Annotated in this window: 18 protein-coding genes; 9 read left to right on the top strand and 9 right to left on the bottom strand. The window is 63.2% G+C overall.

The window, feature by feature from the left end; genetic code table 11:
- From BGN95_RS04670 to BGN95_RS04645, 6 genes are all read left to right on the top strand, one after another.
- Positions 1 to 1,159, top strand: a 1,159-nt coding sequence (locus tag BGN95_RS04670; RefSeq protein WP_286771775.1) for a DUF1852 domain-containing protein, incomplete at its 5' end; no start/stop codon positions are given.
- Complete coding sequence (locus tag BGN95_RS04665; protein WP_286771774.1) at positions 1,135 to 2,217, top strand: methionine synthase; 1,083 nt, start codon at positions 1,135 to 1,137, stop codon at positions 2,215 to 2,217. The genes BGN95_RS04670 and BGN95_RS04665, both read left to right, overlap by 25 nt.
- A gap of 521 nt (positions 2,218 to 2,738) precedes the next feature.
- Complete coding sequence (locus tag BGN95_RS04660; protein ID WP_286771773.1) at positions 2,739 to 3,017, top strand: hypothetical protein; 279 nt, start codon at positions 2,739 to 2,741, stop codon at positions 3,015 to 3,017.
- Positions 3,014 to 3,490 (top strand): MarR family winged helix-turn-helix transcriptional regulator, encoded by a 477-nt coding sequence (locus BGN95_RS04655; protein ID WP_286771772.1) that lies wholly within the window; start codon positions 3,014 to 3,016, stop codon positions 3,488 to 3,490. The genes BGN95_RS04660 and BGN95_RS04655 overlap by 4 nt, the downstream gene beginning before the upstream one ends.
- Entirely contained in the window at positions 3,487 to 3,858 is a 372-nt protein-coding gene (locus BGN95_RS04650; protein ID WP_286771771.1) for a VOC family protein, read from the top strand. Before BGN95_RS04655 ends, BGN95_RS04650 begins: the two co-directional genes overlap by 4 nt.
- 655 nt (positions 3,859 to 4,513) lie before the next feature.
- Entirely contained in the window at positions 4,514 to 5,578 is a 1,065-nt protein-coding gene (locus BGN95_RS04645; RefSeq protein WP_286771770.1) for a hypothetical protein, read from the top strand.
- 124 nt (positions 5,579 to 5,702) lie between these two features.
- Here BGN95_RS04645 and BGN95_RS04640 read toward each other — a convergent pair whose 3' ends face one another.
- Positions 5,703 to 6,008 (bottom strand): hypothetical protein, encoded by a 306-nt coding sequence (locus BGN95_RS04640; protein ID WP_286771769.1) that lies wholly within the window; start codon positions 6,006 to 6,008, stop codon positions 5,703 to 5,705.
- On the opposite strand from BGN95_RS04640, the gene BGN95_RS04635 reads away from it, so the two are divergent.
- Both BGN95_RS04635 and BGN95_RS04630 read left to right on the top strand, forming a co-directional pair.
- Positions 6,007 to 6,306 carry a dihydrofolate reductase family protein gene (locus BGN95_RS04635; protein WP_286771768.1) on the top strand — a complete coding sequence of 100 codons (300 nt, stop codon included), beginning with the start codon at positions 6,007 to 6,009 and terminating at the stop codon, positions 6,304 to 6,306. The genes BGN95_RS04640 and BGN95_RS04635 overlap by 2 nt on opposite strands.
- Positions 6,307 to 6,483: 177 nt before the next feature.
- The gene (locus tag BGN95_RS04630) at positions 6,484 to 6,660 is read left to right on the top strand and encodes a hypothetical protein (protein WP_286771767.1); all 177 of its coding nucleotides are present in this window, start codon (positions 6,484 to 6,486) and stop codon (positions 6,658 to 6,660) included.
- 38 nt (positions 6,661 to 6,698) lie between these two features.
- On the opposite strand, the gene BGN95_RS04625 is transcribed toward BGN95_RS04630, so the two are convergent.
- From BGN95_RS04625 to BGN95_RS04600, 6 genes are all read right to left on the bottom strand, one after another.
- The gene (locus tag BGN95_RS04625; protein WP_286771766.1) at positions 6,699 to 7,094 is read right to left on the bottom strand and encodes a hypothetical protein; all 396 of its coding nucleotides are present in this window, start codon (positions 7,092 to 7,094) and stop codon (positions 6,699 to 6,701) included.
- 7 nt (positions 7,095 to 7,101) lie between these two features.
- A complete protein-coding gene (gene lysA, locus BGN95_RS04620; protein ID WP_286771765.1) occupies positions 7,102 to 8,382 on the bottom strand; it encodes a diaminopimelate decarboxylase in 1,281 nt (426 codons plus the stop codon).
- 36 nt (positions 8,383 to 8,418) lie between these two features.
- Entirely contained in the window at positions 8,419 to 8,673 is a 255-nt protein-coding gene (locus BGN95_RS04615; RefSeq protein WP_286771764.1) for a hypothetical protein, read from the bottom strand.
- A complete protein-coding gene (locus tag BGN95_RS04610) occupies positions 8,670 to 9,182 on the bottom strand; it encodes an SAM-dependent methyltransferase (RefSeq protein ID WP_286771763.1) in 513 nt (170 codons plus the stop codon). The genes BGN95_RS04615 and BGN95_RS04610 overlap by 4 nt, the downstream gene beginning before the upstream one ends.
- A 24-nt stretch (positions 9,183 to 9,206) precedes the next feature.
- Positions 9,207 to 9,461 (bottom strand): hypothetical protein, encoded by a 255-nt coding sequence (locus tag BGN95_RS04605; protein WP_286771762.1) that lies wholly within the window; start codon positions 9,459 to 9,461, stop codon positions 9,207 to 9,209.
- A gap of 149 nt (positions 9,462 to 9,610) precedes the next feature.
- Positions 9,611 to 9,940 carry a hypothetical protein gene (locus BGN95_RS04600; protein WP_353744671.1) on the bottom strand — a complete coding sequence of 110 codons (330 nt, stop codon included), beginning with the start codon at positions 9,938 to 9,940 and terminating at the stop codon, positions 9,611 to 9,613.
- Positions 9,941 to 9,991: 51 nt separating this feature from the next.
- On the opposite strand from BGN95_RS04600, the gene BGN95_RS04595 reads away from it, so the two are divergent.
- The gene (locus BGN95_RS04595; RefSeq protein WP_286771761.1) at positions 9,992 to 10,240 is read left to right on the top strand and encodes a MerR family transcriptional regulator; all 249 of its coding nucleotides are present in this window, start codon (positions 9,992 to 9,994) and stop codon (positions 10,238 to 10,240) included.
- On the opposite strand, the gene BGN95_RS04590 is transcribed toward BGN95_RS04595, so the two are convergent.
- Positions 10,237 to 10,497 (bottom strand): type 1 glutamine amidotransferase family protein, encoded by a 261-nt coding sequence (locus tag BGN95_RS04590; RefSeq protein WP_286771760.1) that lies wholly within the window; start codon positions 10,495 to 10,497, stop codon positions 10,237 to 10,239. The two genes, BGN95_RS04595 and BGN95_RS04590, sit on opposite strands and share 4 nt — an antisense overlap.
- A gap of 556 nt (positions 10,498 to 11,053) precedes the next feature.
- The gene (locus tag BGN95_RS04585) at positions 11,054 to 11,638 is read right to left on the bottom strand and encodes a TetR/AcrR family transcriptional regulator (protein ID WP_286771759.1); all 585 of its coding nucleotides are present in this window, start codon (positions 11,636 to 11,638) and stop codon (positions 11,054 to 11,056) included.
- Between the last annotated feature and the right edge of the window lie 209 nt (positions 11,639 to 11,847).

Genomic DNA, 11,847 nt, shown 5'->3' with positions numbered 1-11,847 from the left:
CCGCGATGACCCGCAAGCCAGGAGACCTGCCTTCGGCGCCATAACGTTCCTCGGACGGGGGTTCCTCCGGTGGATCGCGCTTGAAGCAGGGCGCGCGGTCGAGCGACGTCCGGGCTGTCTATCTCGCGCGCTCTTCCTTGGCCCTCCCGCCCGGCAAAGCAGGTGGTCGGTCATGAGTAAAAGCGAATTCACATTCTCCATAAAGAGCATCGCGTTCGACGAGGAATATCGGCCCGCCGACAATACGCGCATCACGACGAACTTCGCCAATCTGGCGCGGGGAGAAAGCCGCCGGGAGAATTTGCGTAACACGCTGCGGATGATCGACAACCGGTTCAATTCGCTGGTGCGTTGGGACAACCCCAGGGGCGATCGCTATTCGGTTGAACTGAGGATCATCACTGCCGAGATGAGCGTCGACTCAAAGAGAAATGACGAGGCCTTTCCTCTGATAGAAATTCTTCAGACGACCATCATCGACAAGAAGACCGGCAAGCGTATCGACGGGATGGTGGGAAATAATTTCTCCTCCTACGTCCGCGATTACGACTTCAGCGTCGTTCTTCCGGAGTATATGAAAGCCCATCCGAACTCCGGCGCTCCACGGGATTTCGGCGACCTGCACGGCAAGCTGTTCAAGAACTTCCTGAGTTCGGATGTCTATCGGGATAATTTCAGCAAGCCGCCAGTCATTTGCCTGAGCGTGTCGAGCAAAGAGGTCTACCATCGGACCGCGAACGAGCACCCCGTCCTGGGGATCGAGTATCGGAATGACAAATTCTCCGCGACCGACGAATATTTTGCGAAGATGAGCATGAAGGTCCGCTATTTCATGCCACCGAACAGCGTTGCGCCTTATGCCTTCTATCATATCGGCGACCTGCTCGACGACTATACCAGCCTCGAGCTGGTCAGCACGATCAGCGTCATGGAAACCTTCCAGAAGATCTATCGTCCCGAAATCTACAACGCCAATTCACCAGCCGCGGAACGCTATCAGCCTAGTCTGAAGTGCGAGGACTATTCGCTGACGCGCATCATCTACGATCGGGAAGAGCGCAGCAGGCTGGCGGTCGAGCAAGGGAAGTTCGCCGAGGAGCGCTTCATCAAGCCCTATAAGGCCGCGCTCGAGCAATGGTCGACAAGCTTCGCCGTCTGATCCTTCAGAAATCACAAGGTCTTCAATCCATGAAAACATTGTTGCCCACTTCGACTGCCGGCAGCTTGCCCAAGCCCTTCTGGCTGGCCCAGCCCGAAACGCTCTGGTCGCCGTGGAAGCTCGACGATGAAGAACTGCTCGAAGGCAAGCGGGATGCGCTGCGTCTGGCCGTGGAGGATCAGCGGCAGGCGGGTATCGACATCGTCGGCGATGGCGAGCAGACGCGCCAGCATTTCGTCACGACGTTCATCGAGCATCTTTGCGGCGTCGACTTCGGGAAGCGCGAGACCGTCCGCATCCGCAATCGCTATGAAGCGAGCGTGCCGACGGTTGTCGGCGCCGTCTCCCGTCCGAAGCCGGTATTCGTCGATGATGCGAAGTTTCTGCGTGCGCAGACCGATCGGCCGATCAAATGGACGCTGCCGGGCCCGATGACGATGATCGATACGCTCTACGACGCGCACTATCGAAGCCGGGAGAAGCTGGCCTGGGAGTTCGCCAGGATCCTCAACCAGGAAGCCAGGGAGCTGGAAGCCGCCGGCGTCGATATCATCCAGTTCGACGAGCCGGCATTCAATGTATTCTTCGACGAGGCGAACGACTGGGGCATCGCTGCCCTCGAAAGGGCGGCCGAGGGGCTGAAGTGCGAGACCGCCGTGCACATCTGCTATGGGTACGGCATCAAGGCCAATACGGACTGGAAGAAGTCCCTGGGGGCCGAGTGGCGACAGTATGAGCAGACCTTCCCCAATCTACAGAAGTCCAAAATCGATATCATCTCGCTGGAATGCCATCATTCGCATGTGCCGATGGACCTGATCGAACTCGTCCGCGGCAAGAAGGCGATGATCGGTGCCATTGACGTTGCAACCCACACGATCGAGACGCCGGAGGAAGTGGCCGATACGCTGCGTAAAGCACTGCGGTTCGTGGACGCCGACAAGCTCTATCCGTCGACCAACTGCGGCATGGCGCCACTGCCGCGTCGCGTTGCACAGGGCAAGCTGAATGCCCTGGCTGCCGGCGCGGCAATCGTTCGGAAAGAGCTCTCGGCCTGACAGATCGTCGAAGATGTCGCGCGTTTTCGGTGACGAAACCGGGCGCGCGGCCTTCTGTATCCATCCGCCGAGGGCCGCGGTGATGTCAGCGTCTTTCATGAGCTCTGAGCGGCGACCGTCAAGGAGCGCTTCAAGGTAGTCGGGTCCCGGGTGTGCGAAGGCGGTAACGAATTCTGCATTTTCAATAGCGCTGACGCGACCCTGCGAAAGGCAGGAAGGGCTGCGAGCCCAGGTTATCGCTCGCCAGTCCTCCCGGTGGCCGGGCCGGGGCACCGGTGATTGACATCTAGTTTATCCACGTGAATAGTTTATGTTAATGAAACGAATCGATGATTGTAGGGCACACCATTCGGTAGACGCGTTCGAGGCCTGTCTCGGTCGTATCCGCAGCGCGTGGGACGCCGGGGACGCCCATGCCTACGCCCGCGAGTTCGCGGAGGATGCGGCGTACATCATCTTTCTGGGGAAGCACTGATCGGGCGGGATGCGATTGAGCGCAATCACGCCCCTTTGTTCAGCTGATGGCAGCGCGGATCAAAGATGGCGGTATTCCCGTCGAGGTTCGTCCGCTTGGCGAGGATGCCATCTCCATCGTGATTGTCGGTGGAGTCGGCAAAAGCATGCACATCCCGTTCGACAAGTTGCAGACTTTTATCTTCGTGAAACGCGCCGGTTGCTGGTTTTGTGCCGCGTTTCAGAACATATGGATGAGCCGGGCATCGAAGCCGACATTCGATGCCCGAACTATGATCCAATCGCTCGGCGCGCTGCTGAGCCGCCTACAAGGTCACACGCCATGAAGCAGAGCGACGAGCTTGGCGAGCTCCTGGTCGATTTCGTCAACCGTGTGTCGCACCCGCGCGGCCGGGCGCTGACGTTTCTGATTAACGCCGGCATCACCGTCGACCAGGTCATCCTCCTCAATTGCGCGCAGCAACAACCGGGCAGCACGCCTTCCGCCCTGGCCAAGATGATGAGCCTGTCGCCGTCGTCAGTCAGTCAGATGCTCGATCGCCTGCACAGCCTTGGCATGGTGCGGCGCACGGAAGACCCGAACGACCGACGGCGCAAGACGATCGACGTGACGGTCAAGGCCGCAACATTTCTGGCCCGATTCCGCGATGTCCGCTGCGAGGAGTTCCTTGCGGGGACCGCGACTCTCACCCCGGCAACGCGGCAGGCGCTGGCCTCGGCAATCAAGACCGCGCTCGACGAATTTGGGACGGCGGAGCGCGAGCATCCTCGACAGGAAAACCAGGAGAACACGCCATGATCCAAGTCGATCACATTGGCATCGCAGCCCGTGACACGAAGTCGTCCGCGTATCGCCTCGCCGAAATTCTCGGAATGGATGAGCCCGTCGTCGATGGCGCCGACGGCGATATGTACCGGCTTGAATTTGGGCACGGCACGTTCGTGCTTTTCAATCCGGCGGACACGATAGACCTCGCGCACGTCGCTTTTCGCGTCGGCAAGGAGCAGTTCGACGCCATTGTTGGGCGCTTGCACAAGCTCGGAATCCCGTTCGGCAATCAGCACGACGACACGCACAACGGTCGCACCGAGGACTTCGAGCTAGGCGGCACGGGGCGGATCTATTTCGCAGATGAGAACGGGCATCTTTTCGAAGTGGCCTGCTGATGTGCCGCCAACAGAAATTTCTGGTCGCATTCTAATTGCAGTCGAATGGCTCGCCGGGATACTCGGTCCGGTAGTCAGGCGCCCAGTTGCTGGATCGCATACGGATGACGAGTTCCGACGTGAGCAGACCTTCAAGCGTCGACCCCCGAATGACTTGGATTGGTCGCCAGCTGACGCCTGCGCCGATGAGCCGCGGCATCGTAAGCGTTGACGACGCGCGATCTTGCAGCTCTTGTCGGGCTTGGCGCGCTTGTACTACCGGCGAGCAGAAAGGGACGCGCTATTGGCTCCCCGTCGCGACTGCTCCGATCGATCCTGTCGACATTGCCGATCTCGCCGGAGTTGGCCGGCTTGGACTGCCGGCGATGACCGCCTGGGTCCGCTCGGCGCCCCTGGCGGGTCGCGGCCTTCCGGTAACGATCGGACTAGGCGACCGACGCGCTGCCGCTACCGATCGACCCGAGCAGGACCGCGGTCATGATGGCGCGCCCGATCGCCACACCCCGCAAATCGGGGAAGACACCGATCGCTATCGTCCCCTGCCGAGGGCTGAGACGGCAGGGGCTATAGGGTAACACGGCGAGCATTATCATTAGATATAGCGTTAACTAATGCGGCTTAACCTCCCGACGCGGCGCTTGTCGGGGAATGGGTTTTGGCCACGCATTATTCGTCTTCTTTCGAGGCAAGGCCGGCCAGCGCGCTGGCCGATCCGACGCGTGCGATTCTCGGACCCCGCCGCGATGCGTTGCTCTTCTGGGGCGCGCCGCTGACCGCCTTCCTGTTCGTCCAGGCCTGGTTGCGCGGTTGGGACAAGCTTGCGCCGCAGGCCGCCGCCGAACCTATGGTAATCGGACTATTCGGTGCCGTTTCGGTGCTGACCTGGGCGCATCTGATCGCGGTTATGCCGCGCGCCTATCTGAACCGCGAGGTATTCCACGCCTATCGGACGCGGCTCACCGTGGTTCCTGTCGCGCTGGTCGCGCTGCTGCTCCTGTCGCCGATCGCGCTCGTCGTCGCCTCGGTCCTCGCTGTTTTCTGGGACGTGCATCATTCGGCGATGCAGAATTTCGGCTTCGCCCGCATCTACGACATGAAGGCGGGCAATTCGCCGCACCAGTTGCGCGCGACCGATCTCCGGCTGAATTGGGCGCTCTATGTCGGCCCGATCGCGGCCGGCGCCGCACTCGCGACGCATGTGGGCCATTTTTTGAAATTCGACGGCACCGTCTTCCAGGCACTCGCCACATTGCCGGGGGTCCTGGCGGCCGACCAGCACGGCATCCGCCTCGCGGCGATCATTCTCTATGGCATCGCGATCGGCTGGGGTGCGATCGATTATTATCGTGCATCGCGTGCGGGATACCGGCTCCCCGCGCATAAGCTGGCGACGATGCTGGTCACCGGCACGGTGTCGATTCTCGCTTGGGGTTTCTCGCCGCCGCTCGTGGCGCTGGCGACGGTCAATCTCTATCACGCCGTCCAGTATTTTGCGCTCGTCTGGATGAAGGAAGGCGGTCGAATGACCGATGCCTTCGGGCGCGGCAATCGCAAACTGGCGATAGCTTTCTTCTTCGCGGGCAGTGCGGTGTTTGGCTTAGGCTATATGGCGGCAGTGTCGGACAGTCTCAAATGGGTTGTCGCACCGTTCATCGCCTGTTCGTTGCTCCATTTCTGGTATGACGGGTTCGTCTGGTCGGTGCGCAAGCGCCAGTTGTGATTGATTGGGGTGCAACCCCAGAAATTTCGCTGAGTGGTGCATGCACCATCGGGAAACCTTTCCCTGCTACGCTGGCGCATAAGGATTCCGGGGAGTCGAAGATGCCCAAGAATCGTCGGACGTATCACGATCCGCTCGGCGAATTCCGCCGGTGACGGTCGAAATCCTGAAAAACGACTTTCTGCGCCTCACGCAGGTTGATGCCGCGGGACATTCCAATGTCGTGACCTTCGCGGGCCGATTCACCATCGATCGTCGCGCCGCGCCACTTGTGGTTTCGGCTGTCGAGCGCTGAGGTGCCGCGCAGGCTCAAAGCGGCAGGTTGAGCTGGTTTCGATCGGCCGGGCGCTCGGGACAAGCGCTCGTTGATCGTTGCGGCCAGCGCGTCGGCGGCGCGCTCGCGCAGCTGCGCCCGCGCACCGATCGACATGAAGGGCGGGATCGCTTTCCATTTCGTGACCGATGGTATCGAGGCCGCGCTCGAGCGCGCGCGTGGCGCCGCGGGAGATCTGGACGTCAAGCTTGGCGGTGGTGTCTCGACCGTCCGCCAATATCTCAAGGTCCGCCTGATCGACGAATTGCACTTTGCCGTTTCACCCGTGCTGCTCGGGTCCAGCGAGGCGATGTTCGCAGGGCTTGACCTCCCCGCCCTCGGCTATCGCGTGGCGAGTTCGACCCCGACCGATCTTGCGAACCATATCGTCATCGACCGACAAACTCGTCCCTGAGCGCCTGGCATCCGACCATGGTTGTGCCGGGCGGACCTGCCGGACTTGCTCGATTGCCTGGACCGCGAGGAGGCCGGCAATTGCATGACGGTCGCGTAGAGCCGAGGTGCCAAGCATAGCGGACTGGCAGCGATCCTCGCGGCCGCGACGGTACTGACCAAGAAGCAGCCGCCGCCCATGAATGATGAACAGGATGCCCGCCGATGCGAAAATGAAGGTCAGGAGACCGAACAGCGCTTCGAGCGCATTGGCCGGTCCGGCGCGGTGCGCGAGAAACACCGCGCGATGCGCCATGGTCGCCAGGCCGGCAAGCCCCAGTGCGGCGAGGCCGGTGCAACGCCAGATGAGATCTGACTTCCGCAACGGTCCGAAACTACGGCGCGCGACCTGCGTCATTGCAGGCCTCCCAGTTTCAGCAGACGCAGCGTCGACGACGAAAAGCGGCGCGCAACCATATCGTCGGCGAGGGTCGACTCGTCATAGCCATGGCGCACCGCAGGCGGTTCGTCGGGACCCGCAAGCGCGCCCTTCGGCAAACGGCGCCAGCGGGGAGCGACCTCGATCTCGTCGAACAGGTGACGGCCATAAGCGACACCCATCGAACCGATGCTCCCGGTGACGAAGCCGATCGCGGCGAGGATCAGGTCCCAGCCGGTTTCCCGGCCCATGGGACGGCCGGCGAGATGCCGCGCGAGCAGGAGGAGCGCGAGCAGGCAGACCCCGACAGCGAGCAATCCGGTCAACCGGATTGTCAGGTCATCGTGTGCGCGAAGATGTCGGTCGATCATGATCGCCTCACGCCGCGCGCATCGCGCGCGGTGCCCGCTCGAACCAGTCGGGCAGCGACTGCCGGCGGAGCGCGGCGGGGTCGACACGGTTCGTGATCACCGCAGAGCGCCGGCCGTGGACCAGCACCTCCGGCGCCAGCGCGCGGCAATTATAGCCCGACGCCATCGTCGCGCCATAAGCGCCTGCGGTGTGGAGCACCGCGAGATCGCCCTCGGCAACACGGTCGATCTCGCGCCCATGCGCGAAGAGGTCGCTGCTCTCGCAGACCGGCCCGACGACATGCGCGACCATTCGCTCTCCCGACGGCCGCACCGCCCCAAATTCATGCCAGGCATCGTAAAGCGCGGGACGGATCAGATCGGACATCGACGCGTCGACGATCACGAACGGAAGTCGTGCACCGGGCTTCACCCATAAGACGCGGGTCAGAAGCACGCCGGCACGGGCGGCGATGAACCGCCCCGGCTCGAACAACAAAGTCGTTTCCCAGCCGCGCGTCACCCGCGTCACCATCAGGCCATAAGCATAGACATCGGCATCCGGCTGACCGTCGCGATAGCCGACGCCGAGCCCGCCGCCCAGATCGGCATGGGTGACGCGATGCCCGCGATGACGCAGCGCAAGGATCAGGTCACCGATGCAGCGATAGGCGGCCTCAAGCGGCGCGAGATCGATGACCTGGCTGCCGATATGGACGGCGACCCCATGGAGATCGAGGCCGGGGAGCTTGCTCAGCCGCTCATAGACCGCCAGTGCCTCGGCCAGCGGCACGCCGAACTTGCTGTCGCTGGTGCCGGTGGTGATCTTGGCATGCGTTCCCGCGTCGACGCCGGGATTGACCCGAAGCAGCACCGGCGCGCGCGCGCCCCGCGCCACCGCCAGCGCTGAGAGCAGCTCGCCTTCGCGCTCATGCTCGAGATTGATGCTGCCGATCCCGACGTCGAGCGCCGCGGCGAGCTCGGCTTCCGTCTTGCCGACCCCCGAATAGACGATGCGATGCGCCGGGATGCCAGCGCGACGCGCCGCTGTCAGCTCGCCGCCCGAGACGATGTCCGCGCCATAGCCCTCTTCCGCGAGCAGGGTGAGGATCGCCTGCGCCGGATTGGCCTTGACCGCGAACAGCAGCTGCTTGTTGGCGACCCCCGCGAGCGCGGCGCGGAATTGCCGCGCGGCGTCGAGCAACGTCTCCGCGGAATAGACATAGACCGGCGTCCCGACCGCCTTTGCGATCGCATCGAGCGGAACGGCCTCGGCATGGAGAACGCCATCGCGATAGTGGAAAGACATTGGTCATTTTGCTTTCGTTTGACGGACGCCAAGCGGTCAGAGCCGCGCGCGACGTATGCGGTGGCGTGCATGGATGGCGCGGGGCAGTTCGCGATGTCGTCCGCGCTCGATGCGCAGCGCGAGCGCGACGCGCTTGCCCTGAACGAGAAGGACCAAGCCGGCGATCGCCACGGCAAAACCGGGCAACGCGGTCGCACGCGCGACGGCCGTCGGTACCAAGGCGCTTGCGGCGTAGCTCCCGATCATCAGCAGTGCGCCGAGCGCGCGCCAAGCGAAATCGCGGGCGGTCATGCCGCGAGCCGTTTCGGAAAAGGGTGCAATGCGCGCAGCGCGAGATGCCCTGCCGCGCGCGCCGCTGCCGACATGGTATCGGCGCCAGGTGTCTGTTCGGCGTAAAGCACGATGTCAGCGGGAAAGGCGGCTTCGTCGCGCAGCACCGGCTCGGCGTCGCCTACCGCGAACTCGAACCCGATCGCGGGATCGTCGACGAAGCATGCCGCGGCCTGCGCATGCGCGATCAGCGCGGCATTGCCGTCGACGCCGTGCGCCTCGATCGCGACAAAACCGAGCGCGCGCGCGTGCCGCCCGGCGGCGATGAGCAATTCGCCGTCGCCACAATTGGCGTCGACCAGCCGGACCGAGCGGCGCCCTCGCGCGCGCAGCGCAGCAAGCTTGCGCGTGATCACCCGCCAGCGGTGATCTTCCTTCGCCAGGCGCGCGCCACCGCTCCAGATCACGGTCGCATGCGAGGCCGGTCGCAGGAAAGCGGCGCCGGCCAGAATGGTATAGGCATAATGCATTGATCGATTTCCTTGAGCGGCGCTTCAGGCGGCGCGTTCGTCCGGCGCGGGCGGCGCGAAGGAGACGGCCGAGATCATCGGCTGTACGGCGAGCTCAATCGTCGCGCCGGGTATCGAGCGACGCTCAGCGCGGGCAAAGGCGAACGCTGCGTCGCGCGATACGAAGCGACCTTCGAGCCCGCCTTGCTGGGCCTGAACGAGCCAATGCCCTGCCTTGTCCTGTCCAACTAATAAGATAGAGCCGCGTTGGTCGGGCTCGGAGTTGATAGCGGCAATCATCTGCGACCTGCCTTCTCACGGCCCGCGCCGGTTAGTGGCGGGGCAACGAGTGGCTAATTAGGGTCACCGGTCGTAAGCATTCCAGATCGATTGCCGCAGGTGCGCGTAATGATCGCGTAAAGATTGCCGGCAGGCAGCCGGACGACAAATCAATTGGCGAGCCTTTCGGCCTTCGCTTTGAGCGCGGTGAGCGCGGCTTCTTCTTCCGCCGTCATGGGTACCTCGGCACCCTCGATCTCGCGCATGCCGTAAGTGATCTTCCACGGTAGATCGATCGCGTTCGAGTCCCACTTCCAGCCTTCCGCGGTGATCCGCTCCGCTTCCTGCTCCAGCTTCTCGCCAACGAGCCGGTCGAGCAGCGCCGGATCGGTGAGCCAGCCGCCGTCATCCTCATCGAACAGGTCGCGCATCACGCCGCCGCCGGCCGCGACATATGCGTCGATGCCGACGAACAGGGCACGCTTGTCGGCGGCGCGCATGCTGGCCTCGGTCAGGCGTTGCCGAATCCACGCCGCCGACTTGTTGTAGCTGTGGCCGAGCGGCTCGAAGACCTGTTCCTGCCGCGCGTGATCATCGGACACGCTGACACACTACGCGACAAAGTCTCGGAGATCGGCCGGCTTCAGGCGCGATTGGCGCAAACCAAGGCGCGGCTCGAAGGCCTGATCCGCGAGATCGAAGCGCGTCCCGACGATATCGACTGCGCGGCCAACGCGCGTCGCGTGTTGTCGCACCTGTTCGACAACGATACCGAAAGCGAGGTGGCGTGCGCCGGCTAGAGCAGACGGAGGACCGCCTTCGCCGTCGCCTTTGCCGAAAACGGGTTCTGCCCGGTCACCAACCGGCCATCGACCACGACGTTGGAGACGAATGGCAGGAGGGCCTTTTCATAGCGCGCGCCGCGGCGCTTCATCTCCGCTTCGGCGTTATAGGGCATGAGTTTCGCCACGCCGGCCAGCACCTCCTCGTTCCACGAATTCGGCAAAACCTGTCGGGCGGGAAGCGAGGCAGTTACAGCGAAGCGGGCGTGGTCCAAGACCATTGCTCTTGGGGTCCCAACCTTTTTGGTATCGCTCGCCTCGACCGGATCAGACCCTTCAGGCGGGCGACGGTCGGCTGGCGGTGCGTCGCCACCCCGTCGGCCGTAAGCGTTGCGGCACTTAGTCCAATTGCGCTCGCGAGGTCCTGATCGAAAAGCTCGGGCGGCGCGTCCTCGCCAGGGATAAATACCGCGGCGCGGTCGGGATCGGAACCAAAGCCCGATGTCGCAAGGTTCGCTCCGAGCTGATCGCGCAATGGCTTTTCGACCGGCGTCCGATGCCCATCATGATGAAGCAGGCCGCCGATATCGCCGCCGGTTCATAACAGCCTCTAGAACCAACCGTGTCGGCGATCGCTGTGAACCGGCCTCGGCATTGGACGCCGATCGGCGCGAATAATCCCGCGAACTCAACGAGCGTTAAGGGACAAGGTTGGAATCCGATTCACTGCGTCATTCGAATTCCCGCCGAGCGGCGACAAGATCATCTGCGAGCGGCCCTGTTTCGATCCGATGCAGGTCGCGCAGGCGCTTGGATCAAGCTGACGGCCGCTCAGGCAGGCGCGAGCAATTTCAACACGCTGTCGACGATGATCCGCAGCTTCTCCGGCGTGATCGGCGTGCGGCGGATCACGACGTGCTGGAGCATCAGCCCGATATAGGAATCGAATGCGAAATGGCGTTGTTCCGCGTCGCTGTCGGGGAACATCTCGCGGAACAGCTCCAGGAAATATTCGCGTTCGCCGCGCTCATATTCCTCGCTAATCGCACGCAATTCGGGTGAACGCGCGCTGGCGGAGATCAGGCTGAGGATCGCCGTGCCGCGATCGCCCGAGAGATAGTCGACGGTTGCCTGCGCATGCATCATCAGCGCATCGAGCGGGGCGATATCGTCGGGGATGACCGGCTCGACCGCGCGCGACATCGCGAACATCGTCGCGCCGACCAGCTCGGCCTTGGACGTGAAGCGGCGATAGAGCGACATGCGGGTGCATCCCGCCGCCTCCGCCACCGCCTCGAATGTCAGCCCGGTATAGCCGGCGCGCGCGATCACCTCCCAGGTCGCGGCGTGGATCGCGTCGTCGATCGCGGCAAGGCGCGGGCGACCCCGGCCTCGCGTTGCACCCTCTCTCTCCATCGTCTTCCTTTTATCATTCGCGGCCCCGGCCGATCCTCCCGGCCGGGGCGACACTGGTCAAATCGAAAGCGTCAGCGGCCGGGGCCGAAGCGCTTGCGGAAGCCGGTCAGCTCGATCGTATAATCGTCCTGACCGTGAAATTGCTCGTCGCTGAGCTTGGGCTTCTCGGCCGCCTTGTACCACGCGGCATATTGCGGCGTGTCCTTGCT

It is taken from the genome of Sphingomonas sp. 66-10 (assembly GCF_001897045.1).
Classification (GTDB): domain Bacteria; phylum Pseudomonadota; class Alphaproteobacteria; order Sphingomonadales; family Sphingomonadaceae; genus Sphingomonas; species Sphingomonas lycopersici.
Note: the sequence above shows the minus strand (reverse complement) of the source record. Positions and strands in the feature narration are given on the sequence as shown.

Bases quoted from the DNA above. Each gene is read 5' to 3' on its own strand.
- BGN95_RS04665 (WP_286771774.1), top strand. From the start codon at position 1,135: ATGGTCGACAAGCTTCGCCGTCTGATCCTTCAGAAATCACAAGGTCTT.
- BGN95_RS04660 (WP_286771773.1), top strand. From the start codon at position 2,739: ATGGCAGCGCGGATCAAAGATGGCGGTATTCCCGTCGAGGTTCGTCCG.
- BGN95_RS04655 (WP_286771772.1), top strand. From the start codon at position 3,014: ATGAAGCAGAGCGACGAGCTTGGCGAGCTCCTGGTCGATTTCGTCAAC.
- BGN95_RS04650 (WP_286771771.1), top strand. From the start codon at position 3,487: ATGATCCAAGTCGATCACATTGGCATCGCAGCCCGTGACACGAAGTCG.
- BGN95_RS04635 (WP_286771768.1), top strand. From the start codon at position 6,007: ATGAAGGGCGGGATCGCTTTCCATTTCGTGACCGATGGTATCGAGGCC.
- BGN95_RS04640 (WP_286771769.1), bottom strand. From the start codon at position 6,008: ATGTCGATCGGTGCGCGGGCGCAGCTGCGCGAGCGCGCCGCCGACGCG.
- BGN95_RS04630 (WP_286771767.1), top strand. From the start codon at position 6,484: ATGAATGATGAACAGGATGCCCGCCGATGCGAAAATGAAGGTCAGGAG.
- BGN95_RS04625 (WP_286771766.1), bottom strand. From the start codon at position 7,094: ATGATCGACCGACATCTTCGCGCACACGATGACCTGACAATCCGGTTG.
- lysA (WP_286771765.1), bottom strand. From the start codon at position 8,382: ATGTCTTTCCACTATCGCGATGGCGTTCTCCATGCCGAGGCCGTTCCG.
- BGN95_RS04615 (WP_286771764.1), bottom strand. From the start codon at position 8,673: ATGACCGCCCGCGATTTCGCTTGGCGCGCGCTCGGCGCACTGCTGATG.
- BGN95_RS04610 (WP_286771763.1), bottom strand. From the start codon at position 9,182: ATGCATTATGCCTATACCATTCTGGCCGGCGCCGCTTTCCTGCGACCG.
- BGN95_RS04605 (WP_286771762.1), bottom strand. From the start codon at position 9,461: ATGATTGCCGCTATCAACTCCGAGCCCGACCAACGCGGCTCTATCTTA.
- BGN95_RS04600 (WP_353744671.1), bottom strand. From the start codon at position 9,940: ATGCGCGCCGCCGACAAGCGTGCCCTGTTCGTCGGCATCGACGCATAT.
- BGN95_RS04585 (WP_286771759.1), bottom strand. From the start codon at position 11,638: ATGGAGAGAGAGGGTGCAACGCGAGGCCGGGGTCGCCCGCGCCTTGCC.